Below are 23,728 nucleotides of genomic sequence, written 5' to 3'. Positions count from 1 at the left end.
CCGCAACCGGCGCCTCAGGCGTTGCCGGGGGTCATGTCGTTGGGCGATTCGAAGTACTCGCTGGAGCGGGCCAGCTCGTCGGCGAGCTGCTGCAGCGCCTGCAGGCGCCACTCGGCCGTGCGCAACGGGGCACAATCGGGGCACCGCGGGTCATCGCAGGGCTGCCGGGTGTACAGCCAGTAGTGTATGGCTCCGGAGAGAAGGCCGTCGGCGATATCCTGGACGCTGGCCTCCTGCTCCTGGTCGGCGATCTGATTGCCCAGATCGACGGTGGCCTGCGCGGCCTGGTCGATGACTTGCTCTTCGTCCTGCATGGACCACCCGTCTTGGTCGGAAAGGCGGAACCGCAACGGATTCCGGGTGTGACCGCGCAGTGTACTAACCTTGCGGCGGGTCGTGCCACGTTCCGGGAACAAAGGGTCCTGAATCGACATCCCCGTACGCGGGCCGGCGGCAATCTTGTGCACACCCCGCGAGGCGGCCTGTCAAGGCCCGCGGCATGTCATACAAAGCTGTCACCGATCCGTCAAGGGTTTGCAACGATATGCACAACTACCTGTTTTACGGGAATAAAAATCAGCTGCCGAAAACTTCATCAATCTGAAACAAAGCCGCCAACCATGGGAGCTGACGCCGCGCTTGCAGAGATTATCCACACTCTTATCCACAGCTTCTGTGGACAACGCGGGGCCCCGTTCATGACCGCCTGAATCATGGCAACATACGCACTTTCAGCAGCACCCACCTTTCAGGAAATACTGGTACTGGAGAACAACGGATGGAGACCATTGACTGGGATCAATTTCAGGCGGTGGAGATGCGCGCCGGAACCATCACCCACGCCGAAACCTTCCCGGAGGCACGCCGGCCCGCCTACAAGCTGACGGTGGACTTCGGCCCGGAGCTCGGCAGCCTGCGATCCAGCGCCCAGGTGACCGACCGCTACACGCCGGAGGACCTGGTCGGGCGCCAGGTCCTGGCCGTGGTCAATTTCCCGCCCAAGCAGATCGGGCCCATGCGCTCGGAGTGCCTGGTCACGGGCTTCTATGCGGACGACGGCAGCATCGTCCTGGCGGTACCGGACCAGCCGGTGCACAACGGCGCGCGGCTGGGCTGACACCAGGGCAAGTGTGACGATTTCCGTAGCCATGCCGCCGGTTTTCTGCTTTAGTCTTGCCATGGAACATGCTTGGAGGGAGCGAGCGTGGGCAACGGAGCGCCGAAGACACAGGCCGGGGGTCGGTGGACGGGTGCGATCACCCGGGATCTCCCTTCCGCGGACCTGACCCCCGTACTGGACTGGCTGTGCGCGGATACCGCGGCGGATGCAGGGGTGATCGTCCACGGTACGGACAGCGCGCCGCGCCTGCTCGGCGCCACCCGCACGCCCGTTCCCCTGGAGCCTCTGCTGGCCGGGCTCGCCGGCGGCGCGAGCGTGCAGCAGCGTCACGTCACCACCACCGCCGAGCTCGGATGCCCGGGACCGCCGCGGGCGCTCCGGGTCATTCCCCTGCCCGGGGACGAGCCGCTGCTGCTGTGCCTGCTCGGCTCATCGGCTCCCGGAGCGACACCGCCGGCATACCCGGGGCCCGCGCCGCTGGGCGCGGTGCGCAACCAGGCCCACGCCCTTCTCCGGGCGCGGGACGAGGCCCGCCTGCAGACCGGGCAGACGGCCCGCGCCGAGCTGCTGCAGGAGACGCTGGACGGACTCGATGAGCCGCTGTGCACCTGCGACCGCCAGGGCCGTATTCTGGCCGCCAACGAAGCGCTGAAGCAGCTGCTGGGACACGGTGACGGCAATCTCGTCGGCCGCGGGTTGCAGCGCTTCCTGGGCGGCGACACCACGGCGTTCATGGAGCACCTCCGTCATCCCGGCGAGACCACCCCGCTGGCCTCCGGCGATGCCTGGCAGCTGTATGACGACAGCGGTCAGCCCGTGGAGGTTACGGTGCGCCGCACCCGGCTCCGCCGCGACCATGGCCCGGATCGGGTGCTGCTGCGCTGGACGCCCGTCATCCAGGAGCACGGCCGGAGCTTCCTGCGTGACGCCCGGGCCACCATCCTGGAGCGTGTGGCGCGGCGCGAGCCCGTGACGGCGACGCTGGGAGCCATCTGCGAGCTCGCCGAGGGCCATTTCCCCGAGACCATCGCCGCGATCTCCATCCCCCGCCCCGAAGGCGACCGGCTCGTGGTGGCGCCGGACATGCCGGAGCATTTCCGCCGGGCCCTGGAGGAGCACCACGGGTTCGATGCCGATGAGAGCCTGTGCGCCACCGCCATCCACACGGGGGAGCGCCAGGTCTGCACCGACACACGGACCGAGGATCGCTGGCCCGACTACGGGTGGTTCGCCGTCGCGCACGGCATCCACGCCATCTGGAGCGAGCCGCTCCGGGGCCGTGACGGCGCGATGCTGGGGGCGCTGACGGTGTTCCGGCACAGGCCCGGCGCACCCGACGCCCGCGAGATCGAGGCGCTCAAGCACCTCGCCGAGCTCGGCGCCGTGGCCGTCACCCACGCCCGCTTCCTGGAGCAGCTCGAGGCGCAGGCATTCCACGACGGCCTCACGGGGCTGCCCAATCGCCGTCTGCTCAGCGATCGGCTGGCCCACCAGATCGCCATGGCCCAGCGGACACGACGGCCCATCGCGGTGTTCCTCCTGGACGTGGACGGATTCAAGAACGTCAACGACGAGCTCGGCCACGAGGAGGGGGACGCCTTCCTGTGCCGCCTCGGCGAGCGGCTGGCCGGTGTCCTGCGCCCGGGGGACACCCTGGCGCGCCTGGGGGGCGACGAGTTCGTGGTTGTCGCCCCCCTGGGGCGTCCCGCCGACGCCCCGGCCGTGGCCGACAAGCTGATCAGCGCCACGGAAACCGTGGAGTGCCCGTGCCCCGTGGGGCTGAGCATCGGCATCAGCCTGTTCCCGGATCACGGCGAGAGCGAGCGCCCCCTGCTGCACCGGGCCGACCGCGCCATGTACCAGGCCAAGCAGCAGGGCAAGAATCGCTGGGCCATCTACGGAACCTCGTCGGACCTGGCGGCGTCACAGCCGACAGACGAATAACGAGGCTGCCACCATGCCGGCTCGCCCGCTCGTGCTCATCGCCATCCTCGCCGCCGCCCCGGCCGTAGCGCACGCGCAGGTCTACGAGAGTCAACAGCACACGTTCCGGGTGACCACCGTCACCGACGGCCTGGAACATCCGTGGGCGGTGGCCTTCCTGCCCGACGGCCGCTTGCTCATCACCGAGCGCCCCGGACGCCTTCAGCTCGTCGAGCCGGACACCGGCGAGCGGACCCGCGTGCGCGGCGTCCCGGAGGTTGCCGCGCGGGGCCAGGGCGGGCTGCTGGACGTGATCCTGCACCCGGACTACGACGACAACGGCTGGCTGTACCTGAGCTATGCCGCCGCCGGCGACGGGGGCGCGGCCACCCACGTGAGCCGGGCGCGCCTCGGGGACGGGCGCCTGCAGGACCGCCAGGAGCTGCTGGTGGCGACGCCGTTTATGGACAGCAGCAAGCACTTCGGCTCGCGCATGGCATTCGACGAGCAGGGTTACCTCTACGTCACCAGCGGCGAGCGCGGCCGGCGGGACCAGGCCCAGCGGCTGGACGGCCATCTGGGCAAGGTCATCCGCCTCACGGATGACGGTCAAATCCCGGCCGACAACCCGTTCCTGGACCATCCCGAGGCCCGGCCGGGGCTCTACACCACCGGCCACCGCAATCCCCAGGGCATGGCCCGCCACCCGGAAACCGGCGCCATCTGGATCCACGAGCACGGACCGCGCGGCGGCGACGAGATCAACATCCTGGAAGCCGGCGAGAACTACGGCTGGCCGGAGACCACCTTCGGGCGCGAGTACTACGGCCCGGAAATCGCCCCGGATCCACCGGTGGCAGGCTATGTCTCGCCCATCCACCACTGGACGCCGTCCATCGCGCCGTCGGGCATGGCCTTCTACACCGGCGACGCCTTCCCGCAGTGGCAGGGCGACCTGTTCGTCGGCGCCCTGGCCCACACCCACCTGCGCCGCGTCGTCCTCGACGGCGACGAGGTGGTCGCCGAGGAGGAGCTGCTCGACGAGCGCGGCCAGCGCATCCGCGACGTCGCCCAGGGCCCGGACGGGCTGCTGTACGTGCTCGTCGACGCCGCGGATGCCCCGCTGCTGCGGCTGGAGCCCGTCGACGAGTAGCGGCCGCCGGGCCTGGTGTCCTGCAGGACACTACCGGAACGCGACCTCGGCGAAGCTGCGCAGCTTGCGGGAATGCAGCCGGTCGCGATCGTAGGTCTTCATGTTCTCGATGGCCGCCAGGCCGATCTCCAGGTGCTGATCCACCCGCTGCCGGTAGAGCTCACTGGCCATGCGCGCCAGCTTGATCTCCCCGTGCATGGGCTTGTCCGAGACGCACAGCAGCGTGCCGTAGGGGACCCGGAAGCGGAAGCCGTTGGCGGCGATCGCCGCTGACTCCATGTCCAGCGCCACCGCCCGCGACTGGGACAGGCGCCGGATGGTCGTAGTGTGGTCGCTGAGCTCCCAGTTACGGTTGTCCACGCTGGCCACCGTGCCGGTGCGGATGATGCGCTTGAGCTCGAAGCCCTCGTAGCCGGTGATCGCCCGGCCCGCCTCTTCCAGGGCCACCTGCATTTCCGCCAGCGCCGGGATGGGCACCCACAAGGGCAACTCCTCGTCCAGCACGTGGTCGGCACGCACGTAGCCGTGGGCCAGCACGTAGTCGCCGAGCTTCTGGGTATTCCGCAGCCCTGCACAGTGGCCGAGCATGAGCCACGCGTGGGGGCGCATGACCGCCACGTGATCGGTGATGTTGCGCGCGTTGGACGGGCCCGCGCCGATGTTGACCATGGTCACGCCGTTGCCCCCCGGCGCCACTAGGTGGAACGCCGGCATCTGGTGGGAGCGCTCCGGCGGGCTGCCGGACGGTTCCGTCTCGCCGGGCCGGGTGATCCGGTTGCCCGGCTCCACGAAGGCCTCGTAGTCCGCCTCGCTCTGCACCAGCCGCTCCCGGCAGATGCGGGTAAAGGCGTCGGTGTAGAACGGGTAGTTGGTGAAGATGACGAAGTTCTGGAAATGCTCGGGATCCGTGCCGGTGTAGTGGTTGAGCCGGTGCAGCGAGTAGTCCACCCGGGCGGCCCGGAACAGCGCCAGGGGCTGGGCGCCGTCGCGGCCGGCCTGATGCGTACCGTTGACGATGGCGTCATCCATGGTGCCCAGATCGGGGGTGTCGAACAGGTCCCGCAGGGGCCGATCCGGCAGGGCCTCGGCAAAGCCGGCCTCGATGTTGATATCGCGCCGGTAGGCGAAATGCAGCGGGATCGGCTCGTCGGACTCCCCTACCTCCACGGGCTCGCCGTGGTGCTCGAGCAGGAAGCCGATCTGCTCGATGAGATAGTCCCGGAACAGGTCCGGCCGCGTGATCGTCGTCTCGTAGGTACCGGGCCCCGCCACGAAGCCGTAGGAGGAGCGCGAGTCCACCCGCGCATGGGTCCGCGTGGTGATGCGCACCCGCGGGTAGCAGGCGCGCACCCGGCCCCGCACCGGCTCGCCCTGGGCGCAGGCCTCGAAGCGCGCGCGCAGGAACGACGTATTGCGATCGTAGATCTCCTGGAGCCGGTCCACCGCCGCCACCGGATCGGTGTACTCCCTGGTCGGCAGGGCTCCGGGGGACAGGATATCGACGTCTGTAGGCATCGGTTCGATCCTTGTTCAATGCGTGGCGTGGACCCCGATTGTAGTACGCGCGCAGCCGCCCCGCGCCAGCGTCCCTTGACGGCTTTACGGGGACCGTTGCCAGCGGCGTTAGCCGTCCAGGCGGGCGAGCCAGCCTTCGAATTCATGCGCCGGCAGCGGGCGGCTGAAGAGATAGCCCTGGAATGCGTGGCAGCCCTCCCGGGTCAGGAAATCCCGCACGCCTTCGGTCTCCACGCCCTCGGCGAGCACTTCCAGGCCCAGGCTCTGGCCCAGCGCGATGATGGTCTGGACGATCGCCACGTCGCTGGCATCGGTGAGCACGTCCTGCACGAAGCTCTGGTCGATCTTGAGCACGTCCAGGGGCAGCCGCTTGAGATAGGCCAGCGACGAGTAGCCGGTACCGAAGTCGTCCACCGCGAAGGTCACCCCGAGCGCGCGCAGCTCGTCCATCTTGCCGACCGTGTGCTCCAGGTCCTCCACGAGCAGTGACTCGGTCACCTCCAGCTGCAACCGGCCCGGATCCACACCGGTATCCGCGATGATGGCGCGCACTTCATCGACGAAACCGGGCTCGTGGAATTGCCGGGCACTGACGTTCACGGACACGATCAGCCCCGCCCGCTCGCCGTCGTCCGCCCAGCGCGCGATCTGCCGGCAGGCGCTGCGCAGGACCGATGCGCCCAGGGATCGGATCAGGCCGGTCTCCTCGGCCAGCGGGATGAACTCACCCGGCGAAACCAGGCCCCGCCGCGGATGATGCCAGCGGACCAGGGCCTCGACGCCCACGCAGCGGCCGTCGGCCGTCATCCGCGGCTGATAGTAGGGGACGAACTCGCCGGCCTGGATGCCGGCGGGCATCTCGCTCTCGATCAGTGCCCGCGCGTTGGCGCTCTCCTGGAGCGCCGGGTCGAACACGCTGACCATGTTGCGGCCCAGGTTCTTGGCCTGGTAGAGGACTAGGTCGGCGCGTTTCATGACTTCCTCGGTACTGTCCCGTCCCGGGTGCAGCAGCGTGATGCCGACGCTGCAGGTGCGGTGGTGCCCGCCGGATTCGCCGGCGGAGTGCCCGTCAAGCGCCGCCAGTACCCGCTGGCCGGCCCGCTCCGCCTCGACGGTGGCCTCCTCGGCGGAAGACCCCAGCCCGTCCACGATGACGGCGAACTCGTCACCGCCGATCCGGGCCAGCGTGCACGTGTCGCCGAACTCCGCCTCGAGCCGCCGGGCGACATTCTTCAGCAGATCATCCCCGCGGCTGTGCCCCAGCGTGTCGTTGAGCGTCTTGAAGTGATCCAGGTCGATGAAGATCACGCACGCGTGGGAGGCCGAGGGGCCCTTGCGCTCCAGGGTCTGCTGCAACCGGTCCACGAGCTGCCGCCGGTTGGGCAGGCCGGTGAGCGGGTCATAGAACGCCAGGAACTCGATCTCCGCCTCGGCGCTCTTGCGCTCGGTGATATCCCGGAAATAGACGGTAAGCCCGTTGTCGGACGGATACGCGTGGATCTCGAACCACATCGCCAGCGGCACGAAGTAGTACTCGAAGCTCCGCGTCACCTGCACGCGCATGGCATAGCGATACTCGTCTTCGACCACGGTTCCGGCTGCCTCCGGGAAGGTCTCCCAGAGGTTCTCACCGAGCAACGTCTCCCGCGACACGCGAAGCAGCCGTTCGGCCTCCCGGTTGAAGTACGTCACGCGCCAGTCGCTATCCAGCGTGTAGAAGCCGTCGGTGATGCTCTCCAGGGTCTGCGTCAGCCGGTCGGCCAGGCTGACGAGCTCCTCCTCCAGGTCCTTGCGGTCATGGATGTCCATGGCGCTGCCGTACCACTTGCGGATCGCTTCGGCCTCGTCGCGGATGGGCACGGCGCTGACATAGTGCCAGCGGTAGGTGGCGTCCGCCTGGCGGTAGATACGGAAATCGATGGCGTAGTCGGTGCCCTCCGCGACAGCCTGGCCCCAGGCGGCCAGGCAGCGGTCCCGGTCGTCGGGGTGGACGGCGCGGAGCCAGCCATCCTGGGGCAGCTCGTCCTGGGTGACCCCCGCGAGCTCCACGAATCGCTGATTGGCGTAGTCCAGCGTCCCGTCCGGCTCCGCCGTCCAGACGATGCCCGGCATGGCATCGGCGAGCTGCCGGAACTGCTGCCGGCTCTGCAGCAGGCTCTTCTCCGTCTGCCGCTGCTCGGTGATGTCCTGGAACGCCCCGCGGACCTCGCGGATCACGCCGTCGCGGTCGCGCACCGCCTCGCCGATGGAGCGCACCGTCCGCCGCCGCCCGGCCGCGGTAATGATCTCGACCTCCTCGTCGTACGGAGTCCCCTCCCGGGCGCAGGCGGTGAAGGCCTCACGGATGCGCTCCCGCCATTCCGGCGCATAGAAGCCGATCCCCTCGTCGACGTTCACCGCGCTCCCGGGCGGCATGTCGTGGATGGCGCAGACCTCGTCGGACCAGACCATGCGCCAGGTCTCCAGGTCCACGCTCCAGCCACCGACATGGGCCACGCGCTCGGCCACCGAGCGCAGATGCTCGGCTTCCTGCAGCCGCCGGTAGTCGCGCTCGCGGCGGGTCGCCGACGCCAGCGTCTGCGCCAGGCCGGTCAGTGCCTGCACGTCGTTGTCGGCAACGCCGGCACCGGCCCCGCAGAAGGCGTACAGAATCCCCCACTGCTGCGTCGGCTCGACCACGGGCACGCACACCACGGCGCCGAACCGCTCCGTGCCAGGCAGCGCCGACGCCCAGGATGAGCGCATCTCATCCGCCGTCGCTATAGCCGCTTCACCAGCCGCCAGCGCGCGACCGGCCGGATCGTCCTCACGGACCGTGATCGTTTCCGCAACCAACTCGCCATGCGCCCACCCCCAGTGGGCAGCCACGCGCCCGTCCTCGCCCGAGGACGCCACCTCGGCGAGCAGCGCCGCCTCGAAGCCGAACGTCTCGCAGGTGAGCTGAACCGCCTGCCGCTGCAGCAGCCCGAGGGACTGCTCCTCCAGGGCGGCCTGGCCGAAGCCGATCAGCGCCGCCCGCTGTACCGAACGCGACACCAGGGCCTGCTCGGCGCGCTTGCGCTCACCGATGTCGATCACGGAGGCCAGGATCTTGGTGGCTCCCTCGAAGGAAACCGGCGTCAGCCCGACTTCCAGGGGGAAGCGCGTACCGTCGCTGCGCTGGCCTTCCAGATCGCGCCCCCGCCCCATCTGCCGGGCCCTGGGATCACGGCTGTAGCCGGCCCGGTGCCAGGCGTGGCGCTCCGCCAGGTGGTCCGGCACCAGCGTTTCCACGGAGCGGCCGGCCAATGCCCCGTCGGCGTAGCCGAAGAGCTCTTCGGCGATGCCGTTGGCGATCTCGATGGTCCCCTTGGCGTCGACCAGCAGGATGCCGGCCGGCGCCGCCTGAAGGACGGTCTCGAGATACTTCTCGCGCACCAGGCGGTCGTCGATGGCGCGCTGGATGGAGACGAAATAGACCTCCCCGCGCGTGCGATCGCGGACCGGGGTGATGCTCCACTCCACGGTGTAGGGATTGCCGTCCTTGCGGTAATTGACGGTCGAGCCCAGGAAGGGCTCATACCGCGCCAGGGCAGCGCGGAGCTCCCGGAGCACGGAGGTATCCGTGTCCGGCCCCTGGAGAATGCGCGGCGTCTTGCCGAGGAGCTCGTCCCGGGTGTAGCCGGTCATGCGGCAGAACGCGGGGTTCGCGTACACGATCGTGGGGCCGGGCTGTTCCAGCTCCCCGGTGGTGACGATCACGGCGTCCGGAGCCTGCTCCATCGCCGGCTCGAACAGGGAGCGGTCCCACGCGGTCAACTGGTATTCCGTTCCCGAGGTCATTCGGCCTCCGCGCGCCCGCATGCGGCCGCTGGCGCGATCGGATTCCGCGCCAATACACGCCCACACGGAGTATTGTTCGGACCGATGGTATACACAACCCGCGTGGCAGAACGTGATGCGTTCACCAGAAACCGGGGTGCGGGCGCGGCCGATTCGCCGCCCCGCACCCCGGACGTCCGGCTACATGCCGGCTTCCCGGTACTGCGCGGACACCTCCGCGGACGGCTCCCTGCTCAGCAGGCTGACCGCCACGATGGCGATGGCGCAGAAGATGAACCCGGGCAGGATCTCGTAGACATCGAACAGGCCGCCGGAGAGCTGCTTCCACACGACCACGGTGACAGCGCCCACGATCATGCCCGCCAGCGCCCCGCTGCCGGTCATCCGCGGCCAGTACAGCGACAGGATGATGACCGGCCCGAAGGCGGCACCGAAGCCGCCCCAGGCATAGGAGACCAGGTCGAGCACGCCGGCCTCCGGGTCCATTGCCAGCAGTACCGCGATCACCGACACCACCACCACCGCGGCGCGGCTGATCCAGACCATTTCCTGGTCGGAGGCCGACGGGCGCACCATGCCCTTGTAGAAGTCATTGGTCAGCGCGCTGGCGGAGACCAGCAGCTGCGAGTCGATGGTGCTCATGATCGCCGCCAGGATCGCCGCCATGAGAATGCCCGCGAGCCACGGGTTGAACAGCGCCCGGATGAGCTCGATGAGCACCGTCTCGCTGTCGTCGATGGGCGCATCGGCGAAATACGCGATGCCCATGTAGCCGGTGGCCACGGCGCCGATCAGCGCCAGGATCATCCAGCTCATGCCGATGAGCGTCGCCCGCGGCACGTCGGCCTCGGAGCGCATGGCCATGAACCGGGCCAGGATGTGCGGCTGGCCGAAGTAACCGAGACCCCAGGCCAGCAGCGAGATCATGCCCAGGAAGGTCATGCCGCTCAGCACCGTGGTATAGCTCGGGTCCATGGCGCGGATCTCGCTCTCGGCCTGCCCCCAGCCGCCGACCAGGACGACGACGAACATGGGCACGACCAGCAGCGTCAGGAACATGAGAATGCCTTGGGCGAAGTCCGTCCAGCTCACCGCCAGGAAGCCACCGAGGAAGGTGTAGGAGATGATGACAATGGCGCCGACGATCAGCGCTGTCTGATACTCCATGCCGAAGGTGCTCTGGAAAAGCAGCCCCCCGCCGACGAGGCCCGCCGAGATGTACAGGGTGAAAAACACCAGGATCACGATCGCGGAGATCACCCGCAGCATGCGGCTGGTGTCGTTGAACCGGTTCTCGAGAAAATCCGGGATGGTCAACGAGTCCTTGGCCACGGCGGTATAGCGCCGCAGCCGCCCGGCCACGAAAACCCAGTTCAGGAAGGCGCCTGCAACCAGGCCCACGCCGATCCACAGCTCGCCGAGCCCGGAGGCATAGACGGCGCCGGGCAGGCCCAGCAGAAGCCAGCCGCTCATGTCGGACGCGCCGGCACTGAGGGCGGCCACGCCCGGGCCGAGGCTGCGGCCACCAAGCACGTAGTCCGAGAGATCATTGGTCATGCGGTAGGCGTAGAAGCCCAGGCCCAGCATGAGGAGCAGATACGCGGCGAAGGTCAGAAGCGTCGGGAGGGGCAATTCCATGGAAGGCTTCCTTTTTCGTTTTTAATAGGTGCCTGATGCCCAGGCCGGCAGCCCACAAAGGAAGCCTGCTGGGCCGTAACAAGCGCGATGGTTCGAACCTTTCGGAACGTATACCCCCTCGAAGAGTAGCACCGTTTCGATCGACGGCTACCGTTCCCCCCTTTTTCGGGGATTACGGGACGCCCCACGACGCTTCCCGGCCGTTCGCGAAGGGTGGGAGCGGACAGTGTCCGGCTACGCGGAATCGCCCGGCTTCGACCACGGCCGATGACCGCGGAGCAGCGCGCCGAAATCCGGTTCCGCCACCGGCTTGCTGAAGTAGTACCCCTGGATCTGATCGCAGGCGTAGTCGCGCAGAAAGTCGTACTGCTCCCGGGTCTCGACGCCCTCGGCCACGACGCCCAGGCCGAGAGTGGCGCCCATGGCGATGATCGCCCGGGTAATGGCGCGGTCGTCGGCGTCCACCGCCAGGTCGCGGATGAAGGAGCGATCGACCTTGAGGGTATCCACCGGGAAATGCTTGATATGCGACAGCGACGAGAAGCCGGTGCCGAAGTCGTCGATGGCGAGCCGCACGCCCCGCCGCTTGATGGCATGGAGCTTGTCGACGGCCTCCTCGACGTTGAACATCACCACGCTCTCGGTGACCTCGAGCTCCAGGTACGCCGGGTCCATGCCGGTCTCCCGGAGAATGGCGTCGAGGTCGTCCAGGAGATTGTCGTCGCGGAACTGCCGGGGTGAGAGGTTCACGGCCACGGACACCGGCGGCAGTCCGGCCGCGGTCCAGGCGACGTGCTGGGCACAGGCCTGGCGCAGCACCCATTTGCCGATGCCCAGGATCAGGCCGGTCTCCTCGGCGATGGGAATGAACTGGGCCGGCTGCAGCGTTCCCTGCTCGGGATGCTGCCAGCGCACCAGGGCCTCGACGCCGACGATGGTGTCCGTGGCCAGGCCGAGTTTCGCCTGGTAGGTAAGCGAGAGCTCATCGCGCTCGATGGCCCGGCGCAGGTCCGCCTCCATGGCCATGGGGTCGGACGCGCGGCTCCGGGTCACCCGGGAGTAGAACTGGTACGCGTTCTTGCCGTCCTCCTTGGCCTGGTACATGGCGATGTCGGCGTTGCGCATCAACGACGGCCCGTCCTGCGCATCGTCCGGGAACAGGCTGATGCCGACGCTGGCCGTGACCCGGCACTCGCGCCCCATGATCGTGACCGGCTCCAGCGCCGCGGCATTGAGCTTGCGCGCCGTCGCTGCCGCCTGCCGCTCGTCGTCCACCTCCTCGATGAGCACGATGAACTCGTCGCCGCCGAGCCGGGCGATGACGTCGCTGTCGCGCACGCAGGCCGTGAACCGCTCCGCCATCTCGCGCACCAGCGCGTCACCGGCCTCGTGCCCGAGGGTGTCGTTGATGATCTTGAAGCGGTCCAGATCGATGAACAGCACGGCGAACGCCCGGCCGTAGCGGCGCGCGGACGTCAGCGTATGCGTGAGCAGCTCGTTGAACAGGTCGCGGTTCGGCAGCCCGGTCAGGCTGTCGTGGGTCGCCAGGTACTGCGCGCGCTCCTCGGCGCGCGCCCGCTTGGTGACGTCGGTATAGACGGTCACGAACCCCCCGCCCGGAACCGGGCGGCCGCGGATCTCCAGCACCGTGCCGTCCGGGCGCTCGCGCTGGAACTCGTGGGGCTCGAAGCGCCCCGCGAGCTCCACGCGGGCGCGCACCTGCTCGTCGACGTCACCCGGGCCATAGTCGCCGCGCTCGGCGTTGTAGCGGATGAACTCCGAGAACGGCGTCCCCGGCTGGCAGAGCCAGTCGGGAAACTCCAGCAGCTCCTGGAAGCGACGGTTGGCGGCAAGCATCCGGAGATCGGCGTCGACGATGCTGATCCCCTGGTCCATGTACTCCATGGTCGTATCCAGGATCGCCTGCCGCTCGCGCAGCAACTGCTCGTTGCGCCGTGCATCCGTGACATCCTCGATGACCCACACCGCCCCCTCGTCGATGTGCGCCGGATCCACGGCCTGGCCGTAGACGTTGCACACCAGGGCCGTGCCATCCGCCTGGCGGAATTCCCAGTCCGAGTGAAAGGGCTCGCCGGCGGCGAACAGCGGCGCCGCCGTGGAGATCAGCTCCTCGTAGGTCTCTGCGCTTTTGTGAATCCACGCGGCGGGCTGGCCGGCCAGCGCCTCGGGCGCGTCGTAGCCGAACAGCGCCGCGGCCCGCTGGTTGCAGCGCTGAATCCAACGGCCGCGGGAGAAGAGGATGGCCACCGCCGCGTTGTCGAAGATCGCCCGCAGCTCGAGCAGCGCCTGCGAGGCGTCGTCCCGGGCCTGGCCGCCATCTGACCGGGACGGCGTCGTCCTGTTGTCTGCGGGGCTTGTTCGTCTTGTCCGCATTTCTCCCCCTGGGCCGGACCCGGAAGGCCGGCCCATGCAAGCTTAGACGAGTCAAAGGCATGATCATGCGGTGGAATTCGCATTTTCGACGTTCTTCTTGGCGCGCACATCGTCAGGCAAACGCCTGCGCACATACAACCGCTTGTAGACGCGGGCCACGGCATCGCCGTCGGCGTCCGTGATGTCCAGCGTCCGCTCGGGCTCGTACCTGGCACCGTCCGCGGTGGCCGCGCGCACGGCGGCGAGCTGGTCGTCGCTCCAGTGGAAAACGGCCGTGACGGTCCCGCGCCCCGGCTTGAGATAGTCGATGCACGCGCTGCGGTCCCAGACCACGTAGTCCCGGCCCAGGAGGTGGTGCAGCATGAGGGCGTAGAAGGGGTCCGCCATGCTGTAGAGGCTGCCGCCGAAATGCGTGCCGTACGCGTTGCGGTTGTAGAAGCGGCTCTTCATGGTCACGACCACCCGCTGGAAGTCGCGGCTGACCTCGCGCACGGCGATGCCCGTACCCAGGTACGGCGGGTACAGCGTCAGGGCCAGCCGGAAAACGGCCGGATGGCGGTACAGAAATGACATGCGGACCTTCCCGGGTTCGTACGGACTTGCCCGGAAACGTTACCCGGAATGGTCGCTGATGAGTACCCGGCGGTTGTGCCGGCTCTTCTTCTGCATGCGGGTTACATGCAGGCCTTCCAGCTCGGCGGTGCTGCGCACGTGGGTGCCGCCGCACGGCTGGTAGTCCAGATCCTCGATCTCCACCACCCGCAGCCGCTCGCCCGTCGCCGGCGGTGCCTTGACCGTACGCACGGTCTCCAGGGCTTCAGCGACTTCGGCACCGGTGCGCCAGTAGTGCCGAACCGGCCGGTCCCGGCGAATCTCTTCCTGCAGCCAGGCTTCCAGCTCATCCGCGGTGAACAGGCTCTCCGGGAGATCGAAGTCGATGCGCCCGCGGTCGGCGTGGATGGAGCAGCCGGTCACCGGCGCGTCGATCAGCCCGCACAGCACGTGCAGGCACGTGTGCATGCGCATGTGCCGGTAGCGCCGGTCCCAGTCGACGGCCAGCCGGACCGTGTCCCCCGGCTGCAGGGGCGCCCCGGAGGCAAGAGTGTGCGCGATGCGGATGCGCCCGGGCAGGTACTGCGTGTCCGAGACCGGAAGCTGCGCGCCGTCCGCCGCCTCGATCACGCCGTGGTCACCGGGCTGGCCGCCGCTCTCGGCATAGAACAGCGTGCGGTCGAGCACCACGCCCTGCGCGGTGACGTCGAGCACCTGCGCCGTGGTCTCGGTGGCGTAGGCATCGGTTTCGTACAGCCGGTCCGTGGCCGGCGGGATGGATGGCGCCATGGATCCGGAACTCCCTGTCGTCAGCGTCAACTCCGTTGCCAAGGTGAGCGGCGGGAATCCCTTTGTCAATCAGAGGTTTGTCACCGCGACAATGCCGTCAGCGGCGGGCGATGGTGGTATCCGGCACCGACCAGTCGTGCATGTGCGGAATGTAGCCATCGTGGATTTCCCTTCGCACCGCGGTGGGCTCGTCGCAGTGCCGCGCGACGATGTTCTGGAGCAGGGCGAAATCGTTGCGGTCCATGGACTGGAAGCGGACCCCGCACTCGTGCTCCGCGGCGTTGGCCACCTCCGCCTGGATGGTGATCACGTTCAGTTGGCGTCCGCCGTCGAGCAATACCAGCAAAACGGTGGACCCGACGCGCTCGCGACGCAGACCACAGTTCACCAAGGCTCCGCGAAGGCTGAGATTCCTGACTTCCGCCAGCTTGGTTCGACGGTCACTACCGAGGATCATTTGCACGGGCAGATTGGTTGCCACCCGGCAGTTCAAGCGCCTTTCCAAGATTGAACTCCTCAAAAAAAAACGGGAATCAAAAAACAGCCGTCGTCACGAATGGCTGGCCACGTCAAAACAACGCTGTTACGGCTGCGAATCAGATCCAACCGGCTTTCCCTCACTCCTCACTCTCCGTGCGATCCGGCATCACCGAAATTAGGCAATTATCATGCCGCGATCCACCGCCCGGCGCCATGAACGGATTCAAAAATGTTGCGACAAACGCGTGTAAAAAATTCCGGCACCCCCGGGGCGCCCTCGGAGCGCTTGTCAACGTCCCGGACGACGCGCTTCAAGCAAGGTCGACGCGAGTTCCTCGAACCCTTCACCGTGGGATGCCGCTGTAATCCAACGAGGCCGGGCGTGCAGGCCCAGCAGGTGGGGCGCGATATTGGCCACGGCCACCGTGTCCGGCAACGCCGCGAATAGGGCCTCGTCATTGGGCGCATCGCCGATGAACAGCACACGCCGGTGCCGGGCCTGGCCGTCGACGCCGAACCAGCGCGCCAGGCAGCGCCGCGCCATGGCCTCCTTGTCGAAGTCGCCGATCCAGGCGTTGACATGAATGGAGCTGGCACGGGCGCGGATGCCGCGTTCCTGCAGGGCGGCGATCACTGCCTGCACGTCCGCCGCGGGCAGCGGGCCGACGTCCTGGGCATGATCCAGGGCCACGTCGGCGATGCGGAAGTCCTGGTCCCCCGCCGGGACGATGCCGTAGGCCTGCTGCAGCTCCCCGGCCACGGCCAGCACCTGCGCCTGGTTGCGGGCCAGTGTCTCCCGCGGCGCCCAGTACAGCCGTTCCAGCCCGCCGCCGGCCCGGCGCAGGGCCACGGCGCCGCCTTCCGCGATGACGGCCGCCACCGGCCAGGCACGGGCCATGTGATCGGCCCAGCCCGAGCATCCTCCCGTTACCGGAATCACCGCGATGCCGGCGCCGGCCAGCGCCTCCATGGCGGCCAGGGTCGACGCCGCCAGGCGCCCGCGGCACGTAAGCGTGTCGTCCACGTCCGTGAGGAGGATGTCCTTGTGGGCGAGCACCGCCGGCGGACACGCCGCCAGCGGCTGCGGCTCCGCCCGCATCGGAGCGGGACGCGGGTCCTGTTGTGACGGCACGGGCTTCACCCCCCTACTTCTGCCGGACGAGCGCCGGGATTGTACGACGGATGCGGCGGCGAAGCGGGGCTTTCACATGAACGTCACGCACGGGTCAGGAAAACGAAACATCGTCTTCGTAGTGTTCGTTTCAACACGTTCGGTGATCGAGACGACAGGAGCAAGACGGTGGACAACCGGCAGGAACAGATCCTGGACCTCGTGCGACGCGCCGGGTTCACCCGCATCGAGGTGCTCGCCGAGCGCTTCGGGGTGAGCGCCCAGACCGTCCGGCGGGACGTGCGGGCGCTGTGCGACAGCGGCCTGCTCCGGCGCCACCACGGCGGCGTGGGGCTGATGCAGTTCTCCGGCAACCTGGATTATGAGCGCCGCCGCATCCTGCGCCTGCCGGAAAAGCACCGTATCGCCGGGACCGTGGCTCGGCTCGTCCCGGACGGTGCGTCGCTGTTCCTGGGCATCGGCACGACACCGCAGCAGGTCGCCCAGGCCCTGTGCAGCCACCACGACCTGCTGGTGGTCACCAACAACCTGGGCGTGGCGGAGGCGTTCGCCGGCAGCAATGACTGCTCGGTGATCCTGCCCGGCGGCAAGGTGCGCAACCGCCACCGGGACCTGATCACGCCGGCCGCAGCGGAGCTCTACGCCACCTATCGCGTGGATTTCGCCATCGTCGGCGTCGGCGGCATCGACCCCGACGGCACGCTGCTGGACTTCGACGGCGACGAGGTCCGCGCCCGCCGGGCCATGGCCGACAACGCCCGCTGCCGGATCCTGGTTGCCGACCACACCAAGCACGGGCGCCGGGCGCCCGCCCGCGGCGGCCACATTACCGAGGTCGACCGCGTGGTCACCGACCGTGCGCTGCCGGCGGCGCTGCAGCGAACGCTCGACGCCGCCGGGGTGGCCGTGTCGGTTGCCGACAGCCTGGCGCCGGAGCCGCACGCATGCGGGGAGGACAGGGCTCATGGCTGAACCGCCGGCGATCCACCTGGAAGGCCTGCGCAAGGCCTGGGGCGATACCACGGCCGTCGCCGATGCATCGCTGTCCGTCCGCCAGGGCGAGTTCGTGATCCTGCTGGGGCCCTCGGGCTGCGGCAAGTCCACCACCCTGCGGATGATCGCCGGCCTGGAGCCGCCGGACGCCGGACGCCTGCGCATCAACGGCACCGACGTCACGCGGCAGCCGCCGGGCCGGCGCGGGCTGTCCATGGTGTTCCAGTCGTACGCCCTGTTCCCGCACCTCACCGTGGCCGACAACATCGTCTTCGGGCTGCGCAGCCGCCGCGTCCCCAAGGCACAGCGGCGCCGGCGCCTGAATCACGTGGCCCGCCTGGTGGGCCTGGAAGAGCTCCTGCAGCGCAAGCCCGCCCAGCTCTCCGGCGGCCAGCGCCAGCGCGTGGCCCTGGCCCGCGCGGTCATCGCCGAGCACCCCATCTGCCTGATGGACGAGCCGCTGTCCAACCTGGACGCGCGGCTGCGCGCGGAGATGCGCCGCGAGATCCGCGAGCTGCAGCGCCGCCTCGGCATGACCGTGGTCTACGTGACCCATGACCAGGTCGAGGCCATGAGCATGGGCGACCGCGTCGTCCTCATGGACCGGGGAACGATCGTGCAGGACGACACGCCGGATGCCCTCTACAGCCGTCCGCGCACCGCCTTCGCCGCCACCTTCGTCGGCAGCCCGCCCATGAACCTCCTGGAGCTGGCCGACGACGGCGGCGCCAGCCACCTCCCCGGCGCCCCCGGCACACCGGTGGCGCCGGCCGGCCTGGCCGGCTGCCTTCTCGGCGTCCGCCCCGAGGACGTAGGCATCGCCGGCGCCGACAGCGCCGGCATCCCGGCGGAGATCGTCGACGAGGAGTACCTGGGCGCCGACACCATCGTCCGGCTCCGGGTGGGCGAGCAGACGCTGCGCTCGCGGCTGACCGGCCACCGCCCGGGCCCGGCCGAGCGGCACTGCCGCATCCACTGGCCGCACGAGGCCGCGCACCTGTTCGACACCGGCACCGGCCGCCGCCGCGACGACGCGGCCGTGTACGGCCCGGGCGAGAAGGCACCCGCGACGGCCGGCGACACCCCGGCCGTGGCGACCAGCACCCAGTGAACCCGATCCGAGCCACAAGGAGCCACACCATGACCATACGCAAGCAATGCCTCACGGGCGCCCTCGGCCTCGCCGCACTGTGCCTGTCCGCGCCGGCGGCGACGCAGGAGCCGGTGCAACTGACCATGTACTACCCGGTGGCCGTGGGCGGGCCGCTGACCGAGGTGGTGGACGGCCTCGTGGCGGACTTCGAGGCGCAGCACCCGGACATCGACGTGGAGGCCATCTACGCCGGCAACTACGACGATACCCGGGTCCGCGCGCTGTCCGCCGTGCAGGCCGGCGATGCCCCGGCCCTGTCCGTGATGTTCTCCATCGATCTCTACGAGCTCATCGAGCAGGACGTTATCGTGCCCTTCGACCAGGTCGTCGAGACCCAGGCCGACCGCGAGTGGCTGGACAGCTTCTACCCGGCGCTCATGGAGAACGGCCGCACCGACGGCCGGACCTACGGCATCCCCTTCCAGCGCTCCACCATCGTGCTCTACTGGAACAAGGACGCCTTCCGCGAGGCCGGGCTCGACCCGGAGCAGCCGCCCGCCACCTGGAGCGAGATGGCCGCGATGGGCAGCACCATCCGCGAGGCCAGCGACGGCGAGCAGTGGGGCGTCATGGTGCCGTCCACCGGGTACCCGTACTGGATGTTCCAGGCCTTTGCCTACCAGAACGGTCACCGCCTGATGAACGGCAACGGCACGGAGACCTCGTTCGACGACCCCGCGGCCGTGGAGGCGCTGCAGTACTGGGTGGACCTGGCCGGCGAGCACGACGCCATGCCCGCGGGCGTGCTGGAGTGGGGCACCCTGCGGCAGAACTTCCTGGAAGAGCAGACCGCCATGATGTGGCACAGCACCGGCAACCTCACCGCCGTGCGCAACCAGGCCGATTTCGACTTCGGCGTGGCCATGCTGCCGGCGAAGGTCCAGCGCGGCAGCCCCACCGGCGGCGGCAACTTCTACATCTTCAAGGACACCACCGAGGCCCAGCGCGAGGCGGCCCTGACCTTCGTGCAGTGGATGACCGCGCCGCAACGCGCGGCGGCCTGGTCCATCGAGACCGGCTACATGGGCGTGAGCCCGGCCGCCTACGAGACCGAGGCACTGCAGGACTACGTCGGCTCCTTCCCGCCGGCGGCGGTGGCCCGGGATCAGCTCGAGCACGCCACGGCGGAGCTGTCCACGTACCAGGGCGGGCGCGTGCGCCAGGCGCTGAACAACGCCGTGCAGGCCGCCCTGAACGGGGAGATGACGCCGCAGGAAGCGCTCGACAGGGCCCAGCAACGGGCGGAACGCGCCCTGCGCCGGTACCAGTGACGCCCGCGGGGGCCGGCGCATGCCGGCCCCGCGCCGCCGCCCCATCAGCCACGGGTTCGACCGCCATGGCGCTGTCCGACCACCGCCGCATGCAGATCTACGGGGCGCTGCTCCTGCTGCCGGCCGCCGTGCTGCTGGTGACGTTCGCGTACCTGCCCACGGTGCTGACCGTGCTCCGGAGCCTGTTCCTCCCCGGCGTGCAGGGGCAGCCGGCGGAGTTCGCGGGGTTGGAGAACTACGCCCTGCTGGCGGATGACCCGGTGTTCTGGAAGGTCGCACGCAACAACCTGGTCTACGCCCTGGTGACCGTGCCGGCGTCCATCGCCATCGCCCTGGGCATGGCGCTGCTGGTCAACGCCCGGCTGCCGGGGCGCGGGCTGGTGCGCATGGCCTACTTCACGCCCACCATCCTGCCCATGATCGCCGCGGCCAACATCTGGCTGTTCTTCTATGCCCCGGAAATCGGCCTGTTCAATCATGTCCTGGGGCTGTTCGGCATCGCTGGGCCGAACTGGCTGGGCGACGAGTCCGTGGCCATGGTGAGCGTCATCGTCATGACCGTCTGGAAGGAGGCCGGCTTCTTCATGATCTTCTACCTGGCGGCGCTGCAGAGCATCCCGCCGGAGCTGCGCGAGGCGTCCGACCTGGAGGGCACCGGCCGCTGGAGCCACTTCTGGCGCGTGACCTTTCCGCTGCTCATGCCCACGACGCTGTTCGTGCTGGTCAACGCGCTGATCAACGCCGTGCGCGTGGTCGACCACCTGTTCATCCTCACCAAGGGCGGGCCGAACAACGCCACGAACCTGCTGCTCTACCACGTCTACGAGACGGCGTTCTCGTTCTTCGACCGCTCCTACGCCGCGGCGATCACGGTCATGATTCTCATCGTCCTGGCCGTCGTCGCGACGCTGCAGTTCACCGTGCTGGATCGCAGGACCCACTACCAGTAAACAACCCCTGATTGAAATCAGAGGCTTTTTGTTATGGTCAGCCTAAGCGACTGCCACATCGGGACGGCTTACGACGCCCCTGCCGAAGACGGCGGTCTCCGGCAACCAGGCAAGGTTCGACGCCGCATTGACGTCCGCGTGCGCCCGGTTTCCACACGTGCAACGCAGGGTGTTCTTGTTGCGACTCGCGATCTGGCCGCAGGCCGCGCAGGTCTGGCTGGAGTACGCCGGGTTGACGTAGACCACTCGGAGACCCGCTGCTTCGACCTTGTCGGCGATCATCGCCTGGAGTTGCGCCCACGGCCAGCGGTGCAGCCGGGTGCGAACGCGCTTGCCCGCCTTGACCCGCTTGCGGATGTGGGTGAGCCGCTCGAGGACGATGGTGCCGGCACCGCTTTCGATCGCCTCGGTGATGATCGCCTTGCTGACTTCGTGGTTGACGTGGGTCACGTGGCGACGTTCGCGGCCGGAGGCTTCACGGAGCCGCTGTTTCGCGGACTCGGAGCCGTTGCGTTGAAGTCGCCGACGAAGGGCAAGGAATCGATCCCGATCGTAGCGGAGCTTGCCGCCACCGAACACCTTCCCGGTGCTGGTAGCAGCGATATTGTTCTCGCCGAGATCGACGCCGAGGACGCCGCCTTCGCGGCTTGCCCCGGGCGGGACGTCGAGAACCAGGTTGAAGAACCATCCCTTGTTCTTCTGGACGAGTTTGGCTTCCCGCGGGACACCGCGCTCGAGGTATTCCCGTTGAAAGCCGCCCGGGGCCATCGGGACCCGGATACGGCCGTCGAGGGTGTAGAGCGACAGCGTGTCGCCCTGGATGCTGTAGGTGCGTTTATCGAAATGCACCGCACCCCGGTCACCGAAGACCACCGGCGGGAAAGCACCGTCGGCGGGCAGGCGCTTGTTCGCTTTCAGGGTCTTGTAGGCACCGGCGACCGCTCGCATTGCGTTGCAGACCATCTGCGCGCCGAGCCGCGTTTGCTCGCGCACCGGGTAGTAAGCGAGGTGGTGGAGTCGAACACGGTTGGTGCAGCGGTTCTCGGCCGCCAACGCAGCCGCGCTATTGCAGGCACGAGCGAACTCGACGGCGAGCGCCGTGAGCGCCTCGGCTTGCTCCGGCGTGGTGTCGAGTTTGATCGCGATCGTGCGCTGCATACATCAATGCCTTGGAAGCGATTGATCCGCTCCATGCTACAAAAGCAGGCTTGCGTTGCAAGCCCGCAATTCCTCTCCCGACTAAAGTCGGGAGTTTCCTTGCGGAGGAGCTATGAGCACGCCCGAAGCCGTTCCCATCCGCCGGCCCTCCCCCGTCATCCGGAGCCTCCCCGGGGTCCGCCTGGAGACGGTCGCCGCCTGGGTACTCGCGGCCGTCTGGATCCTGCCGCTGCTGTACGCCTTCTGGGCGGCGTTCCACCCGGCGGAGTACGTCGCCCAGTTCGATCCGACGGCACCGCTGACGCTGGGCAACTTCACCGAGGCGTGGAGCCAGGCCCCCTTTGCGCGCTACTACCTGAACACCTTCCTCATGGTCAGCGGCATTCTCGCCGGCCAGATCGTAGTGTGCACCCTGGCGGGATTCGCCTTCGCGCGGTTCCCCGTTCCCGGCCGCGACGTGCTGTTCGTGCTGGTGCTCATCCAGCTGTTCGTCTTCCCCGAGGTCCTCATCGTCGAGAACTACCACATCGCCAGCGACCTGGGCCTGGTGGACTCCATCACCGGCATCGGCCTGCCCTACGTCGCCAGCGCGTTCGGGATCTTCCTGCTGCGGCAGACGTTCAAGACCATACCGCGGGAGCTGGAGGACGCCGCGCGCATCGAGGGCTGCGGCTGGATGGCCGTGCTGCTCAGGGTCTACGTCCCCCTGGCCCGGCCCACCTATCTCGCCTACGGGCTGGTGTCGGTGAGCCACCACTGGAACAACTTCCTTTGGCCGCTGATCGTCACCAACTCCGTGGAGACACGCCCCCTCACCGTGGGCCTGGCGATCTTCTCGGCACCGGAGACGGGCGTCAACTGGGCCACCATCAGCGCCGCCACGCTGCTCAGCATCGGCCCGCTGCTGGTCGCGTTCCTGCTGTTCCAGCGGCAGTTCGTGCAGTCGTTCCTGCGCGCCGGGCTGCGCTGACAGCGCCCGCGCGGCGATGCGGCAGCGGGCGCAAGGACTCGTAAGGTACAATCTGCGTTCCGTTGTTCGCACGGCTTCGCTCGCCGTCGGGGAGTTGATCCATGGAAGAGCTCGGCTGGCGCCTGATCGCAGGACAGGCCCTGAGCCTGGTCGCGCTGGCGATCTGCATTCTGGCGTTCGCCAGCAAGCGGGACGAGCGCCTGCTGGCGCTGCTGATCTCCGCGAACGTGGCGTTCGCCCTGCACTTCGCGCTGTTCGGCAGCTGGGTCGCCGCCGGCCTGACGTCCCTGATCGTCGTCCGCATCCTGCTGGTTCAGCGGCTCAAGGGCAGTGTGCCCACCATGCTGGCGTTCCTGGCAGCCAGTGGCGGGGTGGCGTACCTGACCTGGCAGGGGCCGCTGGACGTGTTCCCGCTGACCGCGTCGGTCCTGGGAACCGTGGGCATGTTTCTCCTGCGGGGCATTGCCATGCGGATCCTCCTCGCAGGGGCCGCCCTGGCCTGGACTCTGAACAACCTCCTGATCGGCTCCATCGGCGGCACCATCGCCGAGGCGCTGGTTCTCGCGACGAACCTGGTCACCATCGCCCGCATGGCCTGGGAGCGGCGCGCCCCGGCGCCGGTCGCCGGCGGCCGCCTGGCCGCGCCCCCCGGCCCCGGGCGTGCCGATTGCGCCCATGAGACGTGATCGGACAAACTGGACGGACTCGTCTGTCC

At 68.6% G+C, this 23,728-nt stretch carries 19 protein-coding genes; 9 read left to right on the top strand and 10 right to left on the bottom strand.

What is annotated here, in order from left to right:
* Positions 1-14 precede the first annotated feature (14 nt).
* A complete protein-coding gene (locus tag QWY84_RS06770) occupies positions 15-314 on the bottom strand; it encodes a hypothetical protein (protein ID WP_290201749.1) in 300 nt (99 codons plus the stop codon).
* Positions 315-778: 464 nt separating this feature from the next.
* Here QWY84_RS06770 and QWY84_RS06765 point away from each other — a divergent pair, with 464 nt between their 5' ends.
* The 3 genes from QWY84_RS06765 (at position 779) to QWY84_RS06755 (ending at position 4,196) form a co-directional block, all read left to right on the top strand.
* Positions 779-1,117 (top strand): tRNA-binding protein, encoded by a 339-nt coding sequence (locus QWY84_RS06765; protein WP_290201747.1) that lies wholly within the window; start codon positions 779-781, stop codon positions 1,115-1,117.
* Between the two features lie 87 nt (positions 1,118-1,204).
* On the top strand, positions 1,205-3,064 hold the full coding sequence (locus QWY84_RS06760; RefSeq protein WP_290201745.1) for a diguanylate cyclase domain-containing protein: 1,860 nt from the start codon (positions 1,205-1,207) through the stop codon (positions 3,062-3,064).
* Positions 3,065-3,077: 13 nt separating this feature from the next.
* Entirely contained in the window at positions 3,078-4,196 is a 1,119-nt protein-coding gene (locus QWY84_RS06755; RefSeq protein ID WP_290201742.1) for a PQQ-dependent sugar dehydrogenase, read from the top strand.
* 30 nt (positions 4,197-4,226) lie between these two features.
* Here the strand turns inward: QWY84_RS06755 and QWY84_RS06750 are convergent, their stop codons facing one another.
* The 8 genes from QWY84_RS06750 to QWY84_RS06715 form a co-directional block, all read right to left on the bottom strand.
* Entirely contained in the window at positions 4,227-5,711 is a 1,485-nt protein-coding gene (locus QWY84_RS06750; RefSeq protein ID WP_290201740.1) for an AMP nucleosidase, read from the bottom strand.
* A 108-nt stretch (positions 5,712-5,819) separates the two neighbouring features.
* Positions 5,820-9,533, bottom strand: a complete 3,714-nt coding sequence (locus QWY84_RS06745; RefSeq protein WP_290201739.1) for a sensor domain-containing protein — start codon at positions 9,531-9,533, stop codon at positions 5,820-5,822.
* Positions 9,534-9,713: 180 nt separating this feature from the next.
* On the bottom strand, positions 9,714-11,171 hold the full coding sequence (gene putP / locus QWY84_RS06740; protein WP_290201737.1) for a sodium/proline symporter PutP: 1,458 nt from the start codon (positions 11,169-11,171) through the stop codon (positions 9,714-9,716).
* 234 nt (positions 11,172-11,405) lie between these two features.
* A complete protein-coding gene (locus QWY84_RS06735; protein WP_290201735.1) occupies positions 11,406-13,565 on the bottom strand; it encodes a putative bifunctional diguanylate cyclase/phosphodiesterase in 2,160 nt (719 codons plus the stop codon).
* Positions 13,566-13,628: 63 nt separating this feature from the next.
* Positions 13,629-14,138 (bottom strand): DUF4442 domain-containing protein, encoded by a 510-nt coding sequence (locus QWY84_RS06730; RefSeq protein ID WP_290201733.1) that lies wholly within the window; start codon positions 14,136-14,138, stop codon positions 13,629-13,631.
* Between the two features lie 39 nt (positions 14,139-14,177).
* On the bottom strand, positions 14,178-14,906 hold the full coding sequence (locus tag QWY84_RS06725) for an alanyl-tRNA editing protein (protein ID WP_290201732.1): 729 nt from the start codon (positions 14,904-14,906) through the stop codon (positions 14,178-14,180).
* Between the two features lie 97 nt (positions 14,907-15,003).
* Entirely contained in the window at positions 15,004-15,399 is a 396-nt protein-coding gene (locus tag QWY84_RS06720) for a PilZ domain-containing protein (RefSeq protein ID WP_290202691.1), read from the bottom strand.
* Positions 15,400-15,675: 276 nt separating this feature from the next.
* Positions 15,676-16,518 (bottom strand): HAD family hydrolase, encoded by an 843-nt coding sequence (locus QWY84_RS06715; protein WP_290201731.1) that lies wholly within the window; start codon positions 16,516-16,518, stop codon positions 15,676-15,678.
* A 168-nt stretch (positions 16,519-16,686) separates the two neighbouring features.
* Here QWY84_RS06715 and QWY84_RS06710 point away from each other — a divergent pair, with 168 nt between their 5' ends.
* The 4 genes from QWY84_RS06710 to QWY84_RS06695 all read left to right on the top strand — a co-directional run bounded on the left by QWY84_RS06710 (position 16,687) and on the right by QWY84_RS06695 (position 20,885).
* Positions 16,687-17,490 carry a DeoR/GlpR family DNA-binding transcription regulator gene (locus tag QWY84_RS06710; protein ID WP_290201730.1) on the top strand — a complete coding sequence of 268 codons (804 nt, stop codon included), beginning with the start codon at positions 16,687-16,689 and terminating at the stop codon, positions 17,488-17,490.
* Entirely contained in the window at positions 17,483-18,622 is a 1,140-nt protein-coding gene (locus tag QWY84_RS06705; protein WP_290201728.1) for an ABC transporter ATP-binding protein, read from the top strand. Before QWY84_RS06710 ends, QWY84_RS06705 begins: the two co-directional genes overlap by 8 nt.
* A 29-nt stretch (positions 18,623-18,651) precedes the next feature.
* The gene (locus QWY84_RS06700) at positions 18,652-19,935 is read left to right on the top strand and encodes an ABC transporter substrate-binding protein (RefSeq protein WP_290201726.1); all 1,284 of its coding nucleotides are present in this window, start codon (positions 18,652-18,654) and stop codon (positions 19,933-19,935) included.
* A 65-nt stretch (positions 19,936-20,000) separates the two neighbouring features.
* On the top strand, positions 20,001-20,885 hold the full coding sequence (locus tag QWY84_RS06695) for a carbohydrate ABC transporter permease (protein WP_290201724.1): 885 nt from the start codon (positions 20,001-20,003) through the stop codon (positions 20,883-20,885).
* Between the two features lie 42 nt (positions 20,886-20,927).
* Here the strand turns inward: QWY84_RS06695 and QWY84_RS06690 are convergent, their stop codons facing one another.
* A complete protein-coding gene (locus QWY84_RS06690; RefSeq protein ID WP_290201721.1) occupies positions 20,928-22,043 on the bottom strand; it encodes an RNA-guided endonuclease InsQ/TnpB family protein in 1,116 nt (371 codons plus the stop codon).
* Positions 22,044-22,155: 112 nt separating this feature from the next.
* Here QWY84_RS06690 and QWY84_RS06685 point away from each other — a divergent pair, with 112 nt between their 5' ends.
* The gene (locus QWY84_RS06685; RefSeq protein ID WP_290201718.1) at positions 22,156-23,013 is read left to right on the top strand and encodes a carbohydrate ABC transporter permease; all 858 of its coding nucleotides are present in this window, start codon (positions 22,156-22,158) and stop codon (positions 23,011-23,013) included.
* Between the two features lie 101 nt (positions 23,014-23,114).
* Positions 23,115-23,699 carry a YgjV family protein gene (locus tag QWY84_RS06680; RefSeq protein WP_290201717.1) on the top strand — a complete coding sequence of 195 codons (585 nt, stop codon included), beginning with the start codon at positions 23,115-23,117 and terminating at the stop codon, positions 23,697-23,699.
* The last annotated feature ends 29 nt before the right edge of the window (positions 23,700-23,728 follow it).

The sequence above is a fragment of the Aquisalimonas lutea genome (assembly GCF_030409225.1).
Lineage (GTDB): Bacteria > Pseudomonadota > Gammaproteobacteria > Nitrococcales > Aquisalimonadaceae > Aquisalimonas > Aquisalimonas lutea.
This window is presented reverse-complemented; position numbering and strand designations above follow the sequence as displayed.